17 protein-coding genes are annotated in these 17,115 nt (G+C 39.7%); 6 read left to right on the top strand and 11 right to left on the bottom strand.

What is annotated here, in order from left to right; translation table 11 throughout:
• The first annotated feature begins 6 nt into the window (after window positions 1-6).
• The 6 genes from ACSVH6_RS11085 to ACSVH6_RS11110 all read left to right on the top strand — a co-directional run bounded on the left by ACSVH6_RS11085 (window position 7) and on the right by ACSVH6_RS11110 (window position 5,908).
• The gene (locus ACSVH6_RS11085) at window positions 7-1,536 is read left to right on the top strand and encodes a T9SS type A sorting domain-containing protein (protein ID WP_438078469.1); all 1,530 of its coding nucleotides are present in this window, start codon (window positions 7-9) and stop codon (window positions 1,534-1,536) included.
• A 1-nt stretch (window position 1,537) separates the two neighbouring features.
• The gene (locus ACSVH6_RS11090; RefSeq protein ID WP_438078471.1) at window positions 1,538-1,969 is read left to right on the top strand and encodes an acyl-CoA thioesterase; all 432 of its coding nucleotides are present in this window, start codon (window positions 1,538-1,540) and stop codon (window positions 1,967-1,969) included.
• A gap of 6 nt (window positions 1,970-1,975) precedes the next feature.
• Window positions 1,976-2,956: a carbon-nitrogen hydrolase family protein gene (locus ACSVH6_RS11095; protein ID WP_438078473.1), complete on the top strand. Its 981-nt coding sequence runs from the start codon at window positions 1,976-1,978 to the stop codon at window positions 2,954-2,956.
• A 114-nt stretch (window positions 2,957-3,070) separates the two neighbouring features.
• Window positions 3,071-4,180, top strand: a complete 1,110-nt coding sequence (locus ACSVH6_RS11100) for a cupin domain-containing protein (RefSeq protein ID WP_438078475.1) — start codon at window positions 3,071-3,073, stop codon at window positions 4,178-4,180.
• Window positions 4,181-4,247: 67 nt separating this feature from the next.
• Window positions 4,248-5,156, top strand: coding sequence for a fumarylacetoacetate hydrolase family protein (locus ACSVH6_RS11105; protein ID WP_438078477.1), 909 nt, complete (start codon window positions 4,248-4,250; stop codon window positions 5,154-5,156).
• 2 nt (window positions 5,157-5,158) lie between these two features.
• Entirely contained in the window at window positions 5,159-5,908 is a 750-nt protein-coding gene (locus tag ACSVH6_RS11110; protein ID WP_438078479.1) for a maleate cis-trans isomerase family protein, read from the top strand.
• 190 nt (window positions 5,909-6,098) lie between these two features.
• Here ACSVH6_RS11110 and ACSVH6_RS11115 read toward each other — a convergent pair whose 3' ends face one another.
• The 11 genes from ACSVH6_RS11115 to ACSVH6_RS11165 all read right to left on the bottom strand — a co-directional run bounded on the left by ACSVH6_RS11115 (window position 6,099) and on the right by ACSVH6_RS11165 (window position 17,104).
• Window positions 6,099-7,199 carry a VIT1/CCC1 transporter family protein gene (locus tag ACSVH6_RS11115; RefSeq protein ID WP_438078481.1) on the bottom strand — a complete coding sequence of 367 codons (1,101 nt, stop codon included), beginning with the start codon at window positions 7,197-7,199 and terminating at the stop codon, window positions 6,099-6,101.
• A 15-nt stretch (window positions 7,200-7,214) separates the two neighbouring features.
• Window positions 7,215-8,045, bottom strand: coding sequence for a 4,5-DOPA dioxygenase extradiol (gene ygiD, locus ACSVH6_RS11120; protein WP_438078482.1), 831 nt, complete (start codon window positions 8,043-8,045; stop codon window positions 7,215-7,217).
• 193 nt (window positions 8,046-8,238) lie between these two features.
• Window positions 8,239-8,469 (bottom strand): YdcH family protein, encoded by a 231-nt coding sequence (locus ACSVH6_RS11125; RefSeq protein WP_438078484.1) that lies wholly within the window; start codon window positions 8,467-8,469, stop codon window positions 8,239-8,241.
• A 25-nt stretch (window positions 8,470-8,494) separates the two neighbouring features.
• The gene (locus tag ACSVH6_RS11130) at window positions 8,495-9,199 is read right to left on the bottom strand and encodes a sulfite exporter TauE/SafE family protein (protein ID WP_438078486.1); all 705 of its coding nucleotides are present in this window, start codon (window positions 9,197-9,199) and stop codon (window positions 8,495-8,497) included.
• A gap of 3 nt (window positions 9,200-9,202) precedes the next feature.
• Complete coding sequence (locus ACSVH6_RS11135) at window positions 9,203-9,655, bottom strand: FixH family protein (protein WP_438078488.1); 453 nt, start codon at window positions 9,653-9,655, stop codon at window positions 9,203-9,205.
• A 15-nt stretch (window positions 9,656-9,670) separates the two neighbouring features.
• Window positions 9,671-11,089, bottom strand: coding sequence for a cytochrome c oxidase accessory protein CcoG (gene ccoG, locus ACSVH6_RS11140; RefSeq protein WP_438078490.1), 1,419 nt, complete (start codon window positions 11,087-11,089; stop codon window positions 9,671-9,673).
• A gap of 20 nt (window positions 11,090-11,109) precedes the next feature.
• Window positions 11,110-12,054 carry a cbb3-type cytochrome c oxidase N-terminal domain-containing protein gene (locus ACSVH6_RS11145; protein WP_438078491.1) on the bottom strand — a complete coding sequence of 315 codons (945 nt, stop codon included), beginning with the start codon at window positions 12,052-12,054 and terminating at the stop codon, window positions 11,110-11,112.
• Window positions 12,055-12,076: 22 nt separating this feature from the next.
• A complete protein-coding gene (locus tag ACSVH6_RS11150) occupies window positions 12,077-12,244 on the bottom strand; it encodes a CcoQ/FixQ family Cbb3-type cytochrome c oxidase assembly chaperone (RefSeq protein ID WP_438078493.1) in 168 nt (55 codons plus the stop codon).
• A gap of 7 nt (window positions 12,245-12,251) precedes the next feature.
• Window positions 12,252-14,435 carry a cytochrome-c oxidase, cbb3-type subunit I gene (ccoN, locus tag ACSVH6_RS11155; RefSeq protein ID WP_438078495.1) on the bottom strand — a complete coding sequence of 728 codons (2,184 nt, stop codon included), beginning with the start codon at window positions 14,433-14,435 and terminating at the stop codon, window positions 12,252-12,254.
• 2 nt (window positions 14,436-14,437) lie between these two features.
• Window positions 14,438-14,659, bottom strand: a complete 222-nt coding sequence (gene ccoS, locus ACSVH6_RS11160; protein WP_438078497.1) for a cbb3-type cytochrome oxidase assembly protein CcoS — start codon at window positions 14,657-14,659, stop codon at window positions 14,438-14,440.
• 72 nt (window positions 14,660-14,731) lie between these two features.
• Window positions 14,732-17,104, bottom strand: a complete 2,373-nt coding sequence (locus tag ACSVH6_RS11165) for a heavy metal translocating P-type ATPase (RefSeq protein ID WP_438078499.1) — start codon at window positions 17,102-17,104, stop codon at window positions 14,732-14,734.
• Window positions 17,105-17,115: the final 11 nt, after the last annotated feature.

Consider the following 17,115-nt stretch of genomic DNA (forward strand, 5'->3'; position numbering starts at 1 on the left):
ATGCCAATGAAAAAATTACTCTTCGTTTTATTTACTCTACCCTGTTTAGGGCAAGCACCTGCTGTTGAATGGACTAAAATCATTGGCGGAATAAACTATGACGATTTGGGCAGTATCATTCAAACCACACACGACAACGGGTATATCATGGTGGGTGCTACCAGTTCAACCGATGGAGATATTAGTGGTAATCACGGTGGAAATGATGTTTTGGTTGTCAAACTAAATGCTTTGGGAGGCATTCTTTGGATCAAAACCTTTGGCGGTTCTGGATCGGATTCTGGAAAAAGCATTTATGAAACGGCTGATGGTGGTTATATTCTTTGCGGTTCTACCGCTTCCACAAACAATGATGTTACTTTCAATCATGGATTTTATGATGCCTGGGTAATCAAATTAAACACGAACGGCGACCTGGAGTGGCAGAAAACCTATGGAGGGACAGCACAAGATGACAGCTACTGTATAAGACCAACATCAGATGGAGGGTATATTATTGGCGGGATATCGCGTTCGACAAATGGTGATGTGACCGGTAATAACGGTGAATCTGATTATTGGGTAATAAAAACCGACAGTAGTGGTGATATCCAATGGCAAAAAAACTATGGCGGAAGCAGCCTTGATGTTCTAAGTAGTGTGGAGCCAACCTCTGATGGCGGATATATCGTTAGTGGTAATGTTTTTTCAACCAATGGAGATGTGTTGGGCAATCATGGTGGAACTGATTATTGGATACTCAAAACGAACAGTATCGGAATCATCGAATGGCAAAAAACATTGGGAGGATCAAGCTATGAATTTTCGGGAAATATTCACCAAACTTCTGATGGAGGCTATATTGTAACAGGCACAACCCCTTCTGTCGATGGAGACATCACTGTAACAATCGGTCTGGGCGATTTTTGGATTGTAAAACTTAATGCCGCCGGTACTATAGAATGGCAAAAATCATACGGAGGGACAGCAGAAGACAATTCCTATTTCATTCAGCAAACGGTTGAAGGAGGTTATGTTATTGCAGGCATTTCCAAATCGCAGGATGTTGATTTACTTAACAATCATGGCCTTGCTGATTTTTGGATTTTAAAAATTGATATCAATGGAAACACCCAATGGCAAAAAAATATTGGCGGTAGCAATAATGACTACGCCAGTTACATTCAGCAAACCGAATCGAATGGTTTTATTATCGGAGGCAGAACCTATTCAAACGATTTTGATGTAGTACCAAACTATCATGGAAACAGTGATATTTTCATACTAAAACTAGCTCCAGACACTTTGGAAAATAATGTTTTCATAAAGAACAGCCTTTCAATTTTTCCAAATCCGACTACCACGCAACTCCACTTACAAAGTGCAAACAACCTAACAATAGATAAAGTCATCATCACAGATATGATGGGAAAAACCATCTTTCAACAAACTGAAAACACTACCACCATAAACACGCAAAACCTTGCAAATGGTTTGTATATCCTTCAGGTGTTCTCACAAGGAAATAAGTACCAACACAAATTCATAAAAGAATAACATGAACCATCCTTTTATAAAACAAGAAAAAATTCGTTTCAAACATGTGGACTATGCCGGTATCGTCTTTTATCCGCGTTTTCTGGAAATGCTGAATGACTTAGTCGAAGATTGGTTTGAAGAAGCCTTAGACCGGCCGTTTTCAAAGATTCACGAAACCAATGGTATTCCTACGGTAGATTTGAAAGTACAATTCAAAAAGGCCGCGCGCATCGGGGAAGTGTTGACCAAAAAACTATGGGTCGTTAAATTAGGCAGTGCTTCAATAAACTGTGGTTTCCGATTTGAAGACGAACAAGGAAAAACCTGTCTCGAAGGTGAAGTCACACTGGTTAATGTAGCCATAACAGCAAACCGTAACGATATTAAAGCGGAGCCTTTTGGTGAAAACATGAAAGAAAAACTATCCCAATTTTTAATACCTAATTCCTAAATCAACATGGAGTTTAAAAAATTCAAAGCCGCCACAGTACAAACGTCACCCGTGTTTCTCAACGTAGAAAAAACGATTGACAAAGTCCTTTCGTTTGTGAAAGAAGCCAGCAGTAATGGTGCCCAACTCATCGCCTTCCCAGAAGTGTTTGTAGCCGGTTATCCTTATTGGAACTGGATTATGACACCAGTGCAAGGCAGCAAATGGTATGAGCAATTGTATAAAAACTCAGTGGCCGTTGACGATGCTTCAATGCAACCACTCTACCAAGCCGCTAAAGACAACAATATACACATTGTCATCGGGATTAATGAACGGGGCAACAGTTATGGTGAAATTTACAACACCAATCTGATTATTGACAACAAAGGCAACCTAATCGGTAAACATCGTAAGTTGGTACCCACTTGGGCCGAAAAACTTACCTGGACCAGTGGAGATGGTTCTTCTTTAAAAGTATACGATACCGAAATCGGTCCGATAGGCACCTTGGCTTGTGGCGAAAACACCAATACCCTGGCGCGTTTTACGCTGCTGTCGCAGGGTGAATTGATTCACATAGCCAACTACATCTCATTACCGGTAGCACCACCCGATTACGATATGGCTGAGGCAATCAAGATTCGTGCGGCTGCTCATTCATTCGAAGGTAAATTGTTTACTATTGTTTCCTGCTCAACCATTTCTCAGGAGATCAAAGACGCCTTGCGTCCTGACGTCCCGAATGTAGATGAATTGTTGTCACGAAAGAGCTCGGCTTTCTCCGGGTTTATAGGTCCGAATGGTGCCGTTATAGGAACACCTCTTATTGACGAGGAAGGGATAGTATACGCCGATATCGATTTGGAAAAATGCATACAACCCAAACAAATGCACGACATACTAGGGCACTACAATCGCTTTGATATTTTTGATTTAAGAGTCAATATTGCTCCAACCAGAAAGATTACCTTTGTAGCTACACACGAAGAGTTTACTAAAAAATAATTACCCGCGAATAGCCGGCTTACTAGCCCTGATGGCAGTAGCTACCGTGTAGCACGGACAGCAGGAACAAGGAAAACTGAAAAAGCCCAAGCCTTTCGCTCAAAAAATAAAGACATGGAAGAAACTAAATTCTCAGATGACGTTATTGGCCGCGCCCGGGTACAGGACACACCCGAACTCGAGGCCTATTATAAAGAATTGGAAACATTGGGTGCCGGAGCCTTATGGACGGTTGCCAATGATATAGAACCTTGGGAACCCAGAGCCAATTCGGTACCCATGTTGTGGAAATATGATGATTTGCGCAGTTTGGTATTGAAATCCTCGGAACTTGTAACACCGGAACAAGCGGGACGCCGTGTGGTGTATTTGGTAAACGATAAAAGGAAAGACGTTTCTGCCGCTGTGGGTTGGCTCTACACAGGCATACAGGTAACCCGCCCGGGCGAAAGCACTTCGGCACACCGTCACCGCGCTTCAGCCTTGCGCTTTATTATGGAAGGAGCCAAAGGTTACACTGTAGTTGACGGCAACAAAATCATGTTGGAAGTAAACGACTTTGTAATTACACCTAATTCTGCCTGGCACGAACACGGTGTAGAAGAAGACGGTCAAACCTGCATTTGGCAGGATGGATTGGATATACCGCTGGTAAATGCGTTGGAAGCTAATGATTATGCCGTATATGACGGTAAACAGCCGTTGGTTGCTCCTATCAACCATTTACCTATGAGTTACAGTTGTGCCGGATTGATTCCGGCCGATAAGACATGGGACAAACCGTATTCGCCATTGTTCAAATATTCGTGGAGCAAAGTTTACCCTGCTTTATTAGACGCCTTGGTGGTCAACCATCCTGATCCGTTTGATGGTATTTTGATGCAGTATTCCAATCCGTTAACGGGTGGTCACGTCATGCAAACCATGGGGGCTGCCATGCAATTACTCCCGGCGGGTTTCAAAGGGAAAGCACACAAACACACCGGTTCTTTTGTGTACCAATGTGCCAAAGGGAAAGGCTATACGATCATTAACGGCAAACGATTTGACTGGAAAGAACGCGATATTTTTTGTGTACCGTCCTGGGCTTGGCATGAGCATCACAATGCTTCTGATACCGAGGATGCCTGCTTGTTTAACTTCAACGATTTACCGGTCATTGAAGGTCTGGGTTTGTTTCAAGGCAGAGAATATTCTGAGAATAACGGACATCAATTGATTTAGAAAATAACAAACAAAACAAATAATAGACTTTGTTACGCGATAACTCAGTCATTTTGAAACTTAACGAATGAAACTACTGACCTACAAAACACAAGACACTGAACCACGTTTGGGTTTTTTGCACAACAACCAAGTCATCGACATGGAAGACTTTGGTGAGATTTCTAATTTTCCTTTACCAAGCGACATGCTTGATTTGATTGATATGGGTATTGAAATCGTAGAAGAACTGAACGAAATGGTAGCCGAAACACCTGAGAATTTCTTTTCTGAAATTGCGTATACTTTGGATGAAGTAACCCTCTTGGCTCCTATTCAGAAACCGCGAAAAAACATTATTGGTATTGGTTTAAACTATACCGAGCATGTTGCCGAAAGTGCGCGCACACTGGACACTACCGGTAAATTGCCTCAAAAACCAATTATATTTTCCAAACCGCCAACAACAGTTACCGGACCCAATACGGAGGTAATCAAAAACACCAAACTCACCTCACAATTAGACTGGGAAGTGGAACTGGCTGTAATTATTGGCAAAAAAGGGAAATATGTTCCCAAAGCAGAGGCTATGGATTATGTATTTGGTTATACTGTAATTAATGATATTTCCGCCCGTGATTGTCGACGTGAAGGCCAATGGATTGTATCCAAAGGACAAGATACTTTTGCTCCCATGGGGCCGATATTGGTTACCAAAGACGAAATTGCCAACCCTCATAACCTCAACCTTTCATTAAAAGTAAATGGGGTCGAAAAACAAAATTCCAACACTAAGTTTCTACTCTTCAACATCAATGATTTGATTGAAGATTTGAGCACGGTGTTTACCTTAGAACCAGGTGATATTATTGCCACAGGAACACCTTCCGGAGTGGGTGCCGGACGTGACCCGCAAGAGTGGTTGTATGATGGTGATGTACTTGAAGCTACAGTAGAAGGCATTGGTACAATTGTGAATACCGTTAAAGAAATTTAAAAATGAAAAAATACAGAATAGGACAGATTGTACCTTCGTCTAACGTAACCATGGAAACCGAAATCCCGGCAATTTTTCGTTCCCGGGAAACGATTTTGCCGGAACGTTTTACCTTTCATTCGAGCCGAATGAGAATGAAAAAAGTGACCAAAGAAGAACTCGAAGCCATGGATGCTATGAGTCTTAAATGTGCTCAAGAATTGTCAGATGCCCATGTGGATGTGATGGGATATGCTTGTTTGGTCGCCATTATGAGTATGGGACGCGGTTATCATTGTGTTTCCGAAGTGAACCTGCATCGGGAAACCGTAGCCAATGACTTTCCCACGCCTATTGTGACTTCGGCCGGAGCTTTGATTAATGGTTTGAAAGTATTAGGAGCCAAAAAAGTGGCTATTATCACTCCTTACATGCGGCCACTAACTGACTTGGTTGTAGATTATATTGAACATCAAGGATTTGAGGTGGTAGACAGCATTGCGCTTGAAATTCCGGACAACCTGGAAGTAGCGGCACAAGACCCGATGAATCTATTGGAAATTTACAAGCGTTTGGATTTAACCGGTGTTGATGTATTGGTGGCTTCGGCTTGTGTACAAATGCCTTCTTTAGAAGCCATTGATTTAATACAGGCAGCCTGTGGTATTCCGGTGACATCTGCAGCAGTTTGTACCACTTATGAAATGATGAAAAAACTGGGCATTGAAGCCAAGTCAGCCATAGGAGGAGAACTTTTAAGCGGTAAATATTAATTTTCATTTATGTTAAAATTTATTTTTTTAACATGCTGAAATTAAATTCTTTAGTAAATTTGAAACATGATTTTGATTCATCAGTTGAACGTATCGCAGAGATAGCTCAATTCGCAACGGTATCAAGAGGTACCAGTTTATGATAAATCAAAATCAACAAAACGGGAGGTCTATAGCAGGCCTCCTTTTTTTATCCCATTATTGAAACGCCAATCAGTTTTCCGATTCCAAAAGTGATTCCGGCTGCCATCAAACCAAACAGCACTTGACGAAATCCCGAATACCATACACTCTTTCCGGTAAACAAAGTAATACTGGAGCCAATCAAAAACAATCCGAATCCACTCATCACCGTGCTGATTACAACCGCTTTCATCCCACCCCAAAAGAAAAACGGAATCACCGGCAATATAGCCCCCATAGCAAAAAACAAGAATGATGCTACGGCTGCTTCCATGGCAGAACCTTTCAAATCTTCGGGGTTGATTCCCAATTCTTCTTTGATGAGCATTTCATGAGCGTCTGCTTTATTTTGCATAATGTCGTGTGCCATTTGTTTGGCTTGTACTTCCGGTATGCCTTTAGTCATATAGATTAATGCCAATTCTCTCTCTTCCCCTTCAGGATTGGTTTCTAACTCTTCCTTTTCAAGTTGCATTTGGTTTTCATACAACTCCTGAGAGCTTTTTACCGAAACCCACTCGCCCAACGCCATAGACAAAGCACCTGCCAATAAACCGGCAATACCAGTTAGCAATACCTCTTCTTTTCCGCTGGTGGCTCCGGCTATACCCATCACCAAACTAAAATTAGATACCAAGCCATCATTGCCCCCTAATACGGCTGCCCGTAGTGCATTTCCCCCCACGGAACGATGTCTCTTTTCAAAACGAGCCAAGCTAGGTCCGGACACTTTGGTATCATTGCTCAGGATATTCTTCAATATCGTAACATGTGCGGTATCGGATAATGAAGCTTTGGTTTTGGTTTGTTTTCGAGCATTTAATACTCCTGCAGAAATACTTTTTTCGGTATCCAATAAAACCCCGAGAATGTAATCATACCCGATAGTTTTACCAATGAAATGGAGCACTTTAGCACGTCCCGAAGGTGATGGTAGCTGGCTCTCATCCATATTGTTTTTGGCTAAAAAAGCCAATGCATGACTGTGCTCTATGGCACTCATTTGGTGAAACACATTGGCTACATTTTCATCTTCCTCGTTATCACCAAGGACTTTGTATAAATAACTGGCATCAACTTCGGTTTGTATACTTTTAAGACTTACCATGGCATTATTTTTAAATTAGCTAATTTTAACAGAGGTCATACTTAAACTTCCCGCCACCATTTTATCATTGAATAAAGAGAGCGTTTCTCCTTTTTGTTGCAACCCTAAGACATACAATAAAGGCAAATAATGATCCGGTGACGGAATGGCCAAGTCAAAAGCCTTACCTTGGCGGTCATAATCCAGCAGAGGTTGGTAATCCCCATTTTTCAGATAGGTGTTAATGGTATCCCTTGCTTCTATTGCCCAATCATAACCGTAATCGGGTTTATTGAAATTGTGAAAATCGACCAATCTCAGATTGTGTACAATATTACCGCTACCGATAATCAGTACTCCTTTATAACGTAATGATTGCAATTGGTTAGCTAATCGGTAATGAAACTCTGCAGGTTTGCTATAGTCTATACTCAACTGTATTACCGGCACATCAGCCTGAGGATACAAATGTTTCACTACCGACCAGGTGCCGTGATCCAAACCCCATTCTTCATCTAAAAGCACTTCCGTGGGTAATAATAGTTCTTTGGTAGTTGTTGCTAATTCGGGGCTGCCTGGTGCAGGATATTGTACGTCAAACAATTCTTTGGGAAAACCTCCAAAATCGTGAATGGTTTGTGGCATTTTCATAGCCGTTACTTTCGTACCCTTAGTAAACCAGTGCGCCGAAATACATAGTATAGCCGTTGGCTTAGTAAGTGAAGCTACCGAATTGCGAAAACCTTGTACAAATTCATTTTCCTCAATGGCATTCATAGGACTTCCATGTCCAAAGAAAAAAACAGGCATTTTATCAGTATTCGGGAAGTTTTGTGAAAGATGGTGTAGTGCTTTTAAATCAGTCATTAGCAAGGCATATTGTGTAGTATAAAGGTAAACATTTTTGTTTACCTTTTCCCTATTTTTTGAATCTGCAGAAGCAGATTATGAAATTAAAACTAATCTAAATCAAAACTGCTTATCATTAAAAATTATAACCAAATGCCAAACAAAAAAACCACGCTTTTCAACGTGGTTTTCTTCCAATTAACTAAATCCATTATTTATTCAAATAGGAATAAATTTCGTCCTTCATGAAGAGCAATTTGGTTTTCAGTTCGTGCAAAAAAGTATCATTAGCAATTTCCGAACCCATATTGATTCGATGAATTTGATGCTCTATTTCATGATATTCATCAAATAGTTTTCTGAAATGCTCATCAGAAATTTTTAAATCGTGGATTTTCTCTTTGTGTTCCGGGAACTCGTGTAATAAATCGTGTTTTTCCATAGGGTTTACGTATTGTTTGATTATCTTATTTATGGCAATTGGCAGTCTCCTGAATAAATAAATGGAGGTTGCTTGGCGAAATATATGCAATATCTAATCCCATACCGCGAAGTACAAAGAGTATTCCTATGGCAGCTGTTACTATGGGAACAACTTTTTGCAGTTTGCTTCTGAACGGAAAGCTTAAAAAATTAGTTATGTATACTACTCCACTCATCAACGGAACAGTTCCTAATCCGTAAAGCAACATATACAACATGCTCCATCCTACATTTTGCATGGCAATCGCTCCAAATAAAGCAGCATAGACCAATCCGCAGGGCAATAAGCCATTGAACAAGCCAATAGTGAAAAGCGCATCAGGTGACTTTCTTTTGAACTGCTGTCCCACGTTGGTTTTAACTTTTGAAATGAGCCTGTATATCGGTCGGGAAAAATTATAACGGGCGAATACTTTTTCGGGTACCAAAGCCATTACAATCATTAAAATCCCAACTGTTATAGAGATGCGCTGTTGAATTCCGGCCAGATACAATCCTCTGCCCAGCATCCCAAAGAGGAAGCCCAAAGCAGCATACGATGTTAATCTACCCACGTGATACAACATAATCTGCAACGCTTTTTTGGTTGGATTAGTATGTGACACAGGCAACATCATGGCAATAGGGCCACACATTCCGATGCAATGCAAACTGGAGATTAAACCGAATATCAGAGCGGTGAAAAGCATGATTTACTGAAAATAAATCTCTTCTTTATTCAGATATGTTTTCCCATCACAGGTCCATTCTACCGTAATATCCCAGAGACCGCCCACCAGATTTTTTTTAGGTATGAGCAAATCGGAATTAGATAATGTAATTGGGATAACAAAATCTAATTTTTGGTTAGACGGTCTGTACAGGGATACTTTTCCTTTTATTTTTTTAGCATCCAAATCCTTTGGAAAACTTACTGTTATTCCTTCAGGAGTATTACTTATTTTAACTTTTACGGACAACGCATTAGCGTTGTTTTCGTATTCAATATCTTTTTGTACCGTGGCTTCTTTTTTATAGTATTCCTCGGTTACTAACTCATTGTCGTATTGATGGTCAGATTGTACTCTGAACACAAAAAACAAAATAAAACTCATAAACAGCACAAACGCTATTACGATTCCTGTTCCCCAATTAATTTTTCTCATACCTTTAAATTTGTGCTAATCGAAACTTCGCGGTCCTAAGAAGTTGGTCGTTTCATTATCGATTAACTTGTTGTCATTATATACTTCTAATATTAATTTAGTTTTGTCGCTTTCCAACAAAGCTTGTTGGATTTCGATAAACAACGTTCCTTCAGTTATACCTTCTTTTGGCACTTTGAAATAACGCGGCCCCACCATTTTAACTTTGCCTTTTGGCGATACTAATTCTATGTGTACTTTATCAAAGTTGACGGAAGTTTTGTTGACAATTTTGAAGGTGTACACATTGCTGATATTATTTCCTTTATGTTGGAACAATTGTCCCGGTAACCTCAGAACGGTTGCCTCTACTTCATTTCTTAAAAACAACATACCTATGAAAACTCCGGTAAGAATTGTCAGTATGGCTACATATCCTTTCATACGGGTCGTAAAAACAAACTTTTCTTTTTTTACAATTTCATCTTCACTGGCATAGCGAATCAATCCTTTGGGCAAACCGACATTTTCCATCATGCTGTCACAAACATCGATACAAGCAGTACAGTTGACACATTCTAATTGTATTCCGTTACGAATATCAATTCCGGTCGGACAAACATGCACACACAAACTGCAATCAATACAGTCCCCTTTTCCACTTGCCGCCCTGTCTTCTTTTTTATTAAACTTAGCGCGGCCCAATTCCTTTTCTCCACGCACGTGATCATAAGCCACATTGATGGATTTGTTATCCAAAAGCACGCCTTGCATACGTCCGTAAGGACAGGCAATAATACATACCTGCTCACGAAACCAAGCATATATAAAGTAGAATACTCCGGTAAATATCAATAAAGCTATGAGCGTACTGGTGTTGTTGGCCGGTCCTTCTTTTATTAAAAGGATTAATTTATCACTGCTTATTAGGTAAGCTAAAAACACATTGGCAATCCAAAAGGAAATCACAAAAAAGACAAACCATTTGAGCAAACGTTTTCTGATTTTTTCAGCATTCCATTCTTGCTTGTCCAGACGTATTTGTGCGCCACGATCTCCGTCAATCCAAAATTCAATACGACGGAACAGCATTTCCATGAAAATGGTTTGCGGACAAAACCAACCGCAAAAGATGCGTCCAAAAGCAACCGTAAATAAAGTTAGTCCCACCACACCGATAATCATGATGATTACGAAGATGTGAAAATCCTGAGGCCAAAAAGGAAATCCGAACAAGTTAAAACGACGCTCTAACACGTTGAACATCATAAACTGGTGATGATTCACTTTCACAAAAGGAGCAGCAAACAAGAATAACAGCAGAAAATAACTCAACCATTTTCTTCGTTCGTACAATTTCCCTTTTGGGATTTTCGGAAATATCCAGGCTCTCTTACCCTTCGCATCAATAGTACTTATACTATCTCTAAAACTTTCATCTTGTAAATCAGACATGAGGGGACTATTTTATTTTATTACTTAGTTGCTACTTTAGTAGTGTCGGTGGCAACGGCGGCGGCTGGCGTTGCCGCAGCACCATCTTCTTTCCATTCTTTAGCTTCAGCTTCGGTTGGTTTCGGATCTTTTGGATTTGACCCTTGAAGTGACAACACATAGCTGGCTACTTTTTGAATATCGGATGGTTTGATGGTAGCTTTCCATGACACCATTCCTTTACCGTCTCGACCACCTTCCATAATGGTGTTGAATACATTTTTGATTCCACCTCCATTTATCCAGAATTGATCGGTTAGATTTGGTCCGATTTGTCCACCTGCATCTGCACGGTGACAAGCTATACAATTTGTTTGAAAAATAGCTTTACCGGCGGCTAAACTTGGTGCATCGGTTAATAAAGTTACTTTGTCTTTGCTCATCATATCCGGAGCTGTTTTCATATAGGCGTCAACGGCAATCTTAGCTTCGTTGACTTCGGTTTGGTATTCCTGATCCTGGTTGTAATCTCCCATGATATGGAAACGAACCAAGTAGATTCCGGCAAAAATAATAGTACCGTAAAACAAATATACCCACCAAGGCGGCAATACATTATCTAACTCTCTAATGCCGTCGTAATTGTGATCTAACATCACGTCGGCTTCCTGCTCGATCGTTTTGGAACGAGTCAATTTTTTCAAAACATTTTGATAGAAAGCACTTTCGGTAAATGGTACTGATTGTGCCTCTTGTAATTGTTTTTTCTGTTCTTCGGTAAGCATACTGTAGGTTACATTATCTACCGCACTGATGACCACTTCAATGGCAATCAGTAAGAACAAAAACACTACTAAGAACAACGCCACTAGCGGATATTTAACAAAAGCCGGGCGGTCACCTGAGTCGATGAAATATTCCAATGCTCCAAAAACACTGGCAAAAATCAACGGTACTCTGACATATACTGGAATTAATTTTTTCATGATTGTAAAACTTTTGGATTAATTAGTCTTTGATTGGCATTTCGCTTAATTCCTGAATGGTATCTTTTTTATAGGTATACACCCAAAAGAACAATCCAACAAAAAAGGTAAAACAAATCAACAACGAGATGATTGGATAAATAGCAACACCGGCTATGGTTTCTAAATTATGCTGAACAAACTTTAACATGGTGTTTCTATTTATTATTTTTCACTTTAATATCTGTTCCCAAACGTTGCAAATAAGCAATCAAAGCCACAATTTCTCTGTCTTTCATTGGCACAAAAGCTTCCCCTTTAGCAGCTGCTTTGGCTTTGCTGTCTTCGTATGATTTTACAAAGTCAGGATCGTTGTACAGGTTTTTCTCAATGGCTGAAGATTGTGCTTTAATACTTTGTTGGGCATTAGCAATATCTGCATCAGTATAAGGGACTCCTAGCGTTCTCATGGCTTTCATTTTTGTTTCAGTACTTGAGTAGTCCATGGCTTTATTATCAAACAACCATTTGTAAGCCGGCATAATAGAACCCGGAGAAATACTTTGCGGGCTCCACATATGATTAAAGTGCCAGTTATCATTGTATTTACCTCCTTCTCGGTGCAGATCCGGTCCGGTACGTTTAGAACCCCATAAGAACGGGTGATCATACACATACTCTCCTGATTTAGAATAATCTCCGTAACGAACCACTTCAGAACGGAACGGACGAATCATTTGAGAGTGACAACCCACACAACCTTCGCGGATGTACAAATCACGACCTTGTAATTCAAGCGGCGTGTATGGTTTTACAGCAGCTATCGTAGGGATGTTGGATTTTACCATAATGGTTGGTACAATTTGAATAATACCTCCTATTAAGATGGCAACAGTAGCCAATAAAGTCAATTGAATAGGACGTCTTTCCAACCATGGGTGGAATTTTTCTCCTTTCAATCTTCCTGTGCTGATTTTAGCTAATTCAGGAGCTTCTGCTAATTCGTCTTCCACACTGCTTCCTTGTTGTACTGTTTTCACGACATTGTAAATCAATACAATCATACCCACTAAATACAAGGAACCTCCAACAGCTCTCATCCAATACATCGGGATGATTTGGGTAACGGTTTCCAAGAAGTTACCGTATTGTAACGTTCCGTCCGGTTTGAATTGTTTCCACATTGAAGCCTGGGTAAATCCGGCTACGTACATTGGTAAAGCATATAATACAATTCCTAAGGTTCCTATCCAGAAATGGAAGTTTGCCAATTTATCGGAATATAAAGTAGTTTTGGTCAAACGCGGCATCAGCCAGTATATCATACCAAAAATTAAAAATCCGTTCCAAGCTAAAGCACCTACGTGTACGTGTGCAATAATCCAATCGGTAAAGTGCGCAATAGCATTAACATTTTTAAGTGATAACATTGGACCTTCAAACGTAGCCATACCATAACCGGTTATCGCTACTACGAAGAATTTCAATACCGCATCGGTACGTACTTTATCCCAAACACCTCTAAGTGTCAACAAACCATTTATCATACCTCCCCAAGATGGTGCAATCAACATCACAGAGAAAACTACTCCTAAGTTTTGAGCCCAATCCGGTAAAGAAGAATACAATAAGTGGTGAGGTCCAGCCCAGATATAAATAAAGATTAAGGACCAGAAGTGGATGATAGACAATCTATAAGAATATACCGGACGGTTGGCCGCTTTTGGGACAAAGTAGTACATCATTCCTAAGAACGGTGTAGTCAAGAAGAATGCCACAGCATTGTGTCCGTACCACCATTGTACTAAGGCATCTTGTACTCCGGCATATACTGAATAACTTTTTAAAGCAGAAACCGGTAATTCCAAACTATTGAAAATATGCAACACGGCAACCGTAACAAACGTAGCAATGTAAAACCAAATGGCTACATACAAGTGACGTTCTCTACGTTTAATAATTGTTCCAATCATATTGATTCCAAAGGCTACCCAAATGAGTGCGATAGCAATATCAATCGGCCATTCTAACTCCGCATACTCTTTGGACGTTGTAAATCCAAGTGGCAACGTGATAGCGGCGGCTACTATGATTAACTGCCAACCCCAGAAATGAAGGTTACTTAAAAAATCACTGAACATTCTGGCTTTAAGTAAGCGTTGCAAAGAGTAATAAACTCCGGCAAACATGGCGTTACCCACAAAAGCAAAAATTACAGCGTTAGTGTGTAAAGGTCTCAATCGCCCGAAACTAAGGAACGATACACCATCCGTTAAGTTGGGGAACAGAAAGAAAATGGCTAACAAAAGCCCTACTAACATTCCTACCAAGCCAAATACGATACTGGCGTAGAGAAACTTCTTTACAATTTTGTTGTCGTAATAAAATTGTTGCATTTCCATTTTTAAATTGTTTTGGTTTTTATTCTAGGTTTGATATTCTCGTTTTTTGATTTCTGAAGCTCTTCTTTAGCGCTTCCTTTAATCAACTCGTCGTCAAAAAGCATTCTGACTGACGGGGTGTAATCATCGTCGTACTGACCTGTTTTTACGGCTCTCAAGAAAGCATATAAAAACACTGCTGCGACTACGATACTGATGGAGATTAATAAATAAATGACACTCATACCTCTAATTTGTGTAAGCAAAGTTACTCTTGGGACTATTCTTAAAATATGATAAATATCATACCTGTATTTTTATTTTCTTGCAAAATAATTACTCATAATTGTTACAAAACTCACTATGGTAATGGTACTCAAGGGCATAATGATTGCCGCTACTATGGGCAACAGATTGCCGGTTACCGCAAAACTCAACCCTACTACATTATATAATAAAGATAAACAAAAACTCATATAAATCGTACACATAGCATTTTTTGAGTATCCTAAAAAGAATGCAATCTTCTCAAAATGAGAAGCATCCAATATCCCGTCACATGCCGGTGAAAAAACATTCACATTCTCAGAAATGGAAATTCCCACATTACTCTGTGCCAATGCACCCGCATCATTCAATCCGTCACCTATCATCAAAACGTTTCTGCCTTCATTTTGCAGTTTTTCGATGTAAGCCAATTTCTGCTCCGGTTTTTGATTAAATACCAAATGAGTATTCTCGGGCAACATTTTTTCTAAAATGTGTTGCTCTCCATCGTTATCACCGGACAATACAATGAGGCGGTATTTTTTTGCCAACTGCTCAAATAATTGTTCCAATCCTTTTCGGTACTGATTGTTGAAGACATAACTTCCTTTATACACACCGTTAATTTCAACATGTACTTTGGTTTTCTTATGGGTGTTTTCACTCATGTGCTGTAAAAACTGTGAAGAACCTAATTTAACCGTACCTTCCGCAAACTCTGCCAAAATTCCTTTCCCAATAACCTCTTCAAAATGTTTGATTTCCATTTTTTGCTGATGCGGAATAAAATCATAGAGTCGGTGACTCAACGGGTGATTGGAACCTCTGAGTGCATTTTTTAACAACTTTAATTCAACAGCATCCAACGCTTTACCTTCATAGGTAATAGCAGTCTTTTTGTTGGTCGTTATTGTACCGGTTTTGTCAAACACTATCGTATCTACCTCGGCCAGTTGCTCAATGACTGTCGCATTTTTCAAATAGAGTTTTCGTTTTCCCATTATTCGCAAAACGTTGCCAAGAGTAAACGGAGCTGTCAATGCCAAGGCACATGGACAAGCTACAATCAGGATGGCCGTAAATACGTTGAAGGCAGTGGTCACATCGAAAAAAATCCAATAGCCAAACGATACCAATGATAAAGCCAACAACGCCGGCGTGAAATAGCGACTGATTTTATCTGTAATGGATTTGTGTTTCTGTTCTACCTTTTTCTGGAAGACATCATTACTCCAAAGCTGCGTGAGGTAACTTTGTGATACAGAGAATAAAACTTCCATTTCAATGACTTTACCGAGTTGTTTGCCTCCGGCGAAAATTTTATCTCCTGATTTCTTTTCTATTGGTACTGCCTCACCGGTTACAAAACTATAATCGATAGAAGCTTTATCGGAAATCAAAATACCGTCTACCGGAATCAGCTCTTGGTTTCGAATCAGTAGCCTATCCCCTTTCTCAATGTCATAAACCTGTACTGCTACCTCATTTCCGTCGGGAAGAATTTTTGTAATAGCAATGGGAAAATAGGATTTGTAATCGCGCTCAAACGAAAGAAAATCATAGGTTTTTTGCTGGAATAATTTACCCAACAACATGAAGAATATTAATCCGCACATACTGTCGAAGAACCCTTGACCGTAGTTAAAAACGATATCTACAGTACTTCGAATAAACATCACTACGATTCCCAAAGCAATGGGAATTTCAATATTGAGCATTCCTTGCTTAATACTTTTCCAGGCAGCCACATAATATCCTGATGCCGAATAAATAAAAGCAGGTAACGACAAAGCAAAGATTAGCCAACGGAAGAATCCCTTGTATTGGTCAATCCAGAATTCATTCACTTCAAAATATTCCGGAAAAGACAACAACATGATATTCCCAAAACAAAAAAAGGCCACGCCAATTTTATAAATCAACGAACGATCGACTTTCTTTTTACCTTCATCATAATTTTCCAGACTGATATAGGGCTCGTACCCTATTGAACAGAGCATTTCTACAATTTCCTGCAGCGAAGTTTTTTCGGGATTAAAGGTGATGCGGACTTTCTTTTCGGGAAAATTGACCTGAGAAGCATTTATCCCCGCTTGAAGTTTTTGTAGATTCTCCAAAATCCAAATACACGAACTACAGTGTATATGAGGAATGTAGAGTGAAACAATACCCGTTGTATTTTCTCTGAATTCCAATAGTTTGTCAACAATACTTTCATTGGCTAAAAAATCATACTTACCTTTGATATCTTGTGGAGTAGCACCGGGTGCCGACTGGAAATCATAATAACACGATAAATCATTTTGACTGAAAATTTCATAAACCGTTTTACAACCATTACAACAGAAATTTCTACCATCAAAAAACACTTCGCCTTTCTTGACAATTTCGTTACCACAATGGAAACACTGTGATGCATTCATAATTTGCTCAT

It is taken from the genome of Flavobacterium sp. XGLA_31 (assembly GCF_051547105.1).
Classification (GTDB): domain Bacteria; phylum Bacteroidota; class Bacteroidia; order Flavobacteriales; family Flavobacteriaceae; genus Flavobacterium.

What these genes read in the sequence shown, in the direction of transcription:
- ACSVH6_RS11085 (WP_438078469.1), top strand. Translation starts at nt 7, where the DNA reads ATGAAAAAATTACTCTTCGTTTTATTTACTCTACCCTGTTTAGGGCAA.
- ACSVH6_RS11090 (WP_438078471.1), top strand. Translation starts at nt 1,538, where the DNA reads ATGAACCATCCTTTTATAAAACAAGAAAAAATTCGTTTCAAACATGTG.
- ACSVH6_RS11095 (WP_438078473.1), top strand. Translation starts at nt 1,976, where the DNA reads ATGGAGTTTAAAAAATTCAAAGCCGCCACAGTACAAACGTCACCCGTG.
- ACSVH6_RS11100 (WP_438078475.1), top strand. Translation starts at nt 3,071, where the DNA reads ATGGAAGAAACTAAATTCTCAGATGACGTTATTGGCCGCGCCCGGGTA.
- ACSVH6_RS11105 (WP_438078477.1), top strand. Translation starts at nt 4,248, where the DNA reads ATGAAACTACTGACCTACAAAACACAAGACACTGAACCACGTTTGGGT.
- ACSVH6_RS11110 (WP_438078479.1), top strand. Translation starts at nt 5,159, where the DNA reads ATGAAAAAATACAGAATAGGACAGATTGTACCTTCGTCTAACGTAACC.
- ACSVH6_RS11115 (WP_438078481.1), bottom strand. Translation starts at nt 7,199, where the DNA reads ATGGTAAGTCTTAAAAGTATACAAACCGAAGTTGATGCCAGTTATTTA.
- ygiD (WP_438078482.1), bottom strand. Translation starts at nt 8,045, where the DNA reads ATGACTGATTTAAAAGCACTACACCATCTTTCACAAAACTTCCCGAAT.
- ACSVH6_RS11125 (WP_438078484.1), bottom strand. Translation starts at nt 8,469, where the DNA reads ATGGAAAAACACGATTTATTACACGAGTTCCCGGAACACAAAGAGAAA.
- ACSVH6_RS11130 (WP_438078486.1), bottom strand. Translation starts at nt 9,199, where the DNA reads ATGCTTTTCACCGCTCTGATATTCGGTTTAATCTCCAGTTTGCATTGC.
- ACSVH6_RS11135 (WP_438078488.1), bottom strand. Translation starts at nt 9,655, where the DNA reads ATGAGAAAAATTAATTGGGGAACAGGAATCGTAATAGCGTTTGTGCTG.
- ccoG (WP_438078490.1), bottom strand. Translation starts at nt 11,089, where the DNA reads ATGTCTGATTTACAAGATGAAAGTTTTAGAGATAGTATAAGTACTATT.
- ACSVH6_RS11145 (WP_438078491.1), bottom strand. Translation starts at nt 12,054, where the DNA reads ATGAAAAAATTAATTCCAGTATATGTCAGAGTACCGTTGATTTTTGCC.
- ACSVH6_RS11150 (WP_438078493.1), bottom strand. Translation starts at nt 12,244, where the DNA reads ATGTTAAAGTTTGTTCAGCATAATTTAGAAACCATAGCCGGTGTTGCT.
- ccoN (WP_438078495.1), bottom strand. Translation starts at nt 14,435, where the DNA reads ATGGAAATGCAACAATTTTATTACGACAACAAAATTGTAAAGAAGTTT.
- ccoS (WP_438078497.1), bottom strand. Translation starts at nt 14,659, where the DNA reads ATGAGTGTCATTTATTTATTAATCTCCATCAGTATCGTAGTCGCAGCA.
- ACSVH6_RS11165 (WP_438078499.1), bottom strand. Translation starts at nt 17,104, where the DNA reads ATGAATGCATCACAGTGTTTCCATTGTGGTAACGAAATTGTCAAGAAA.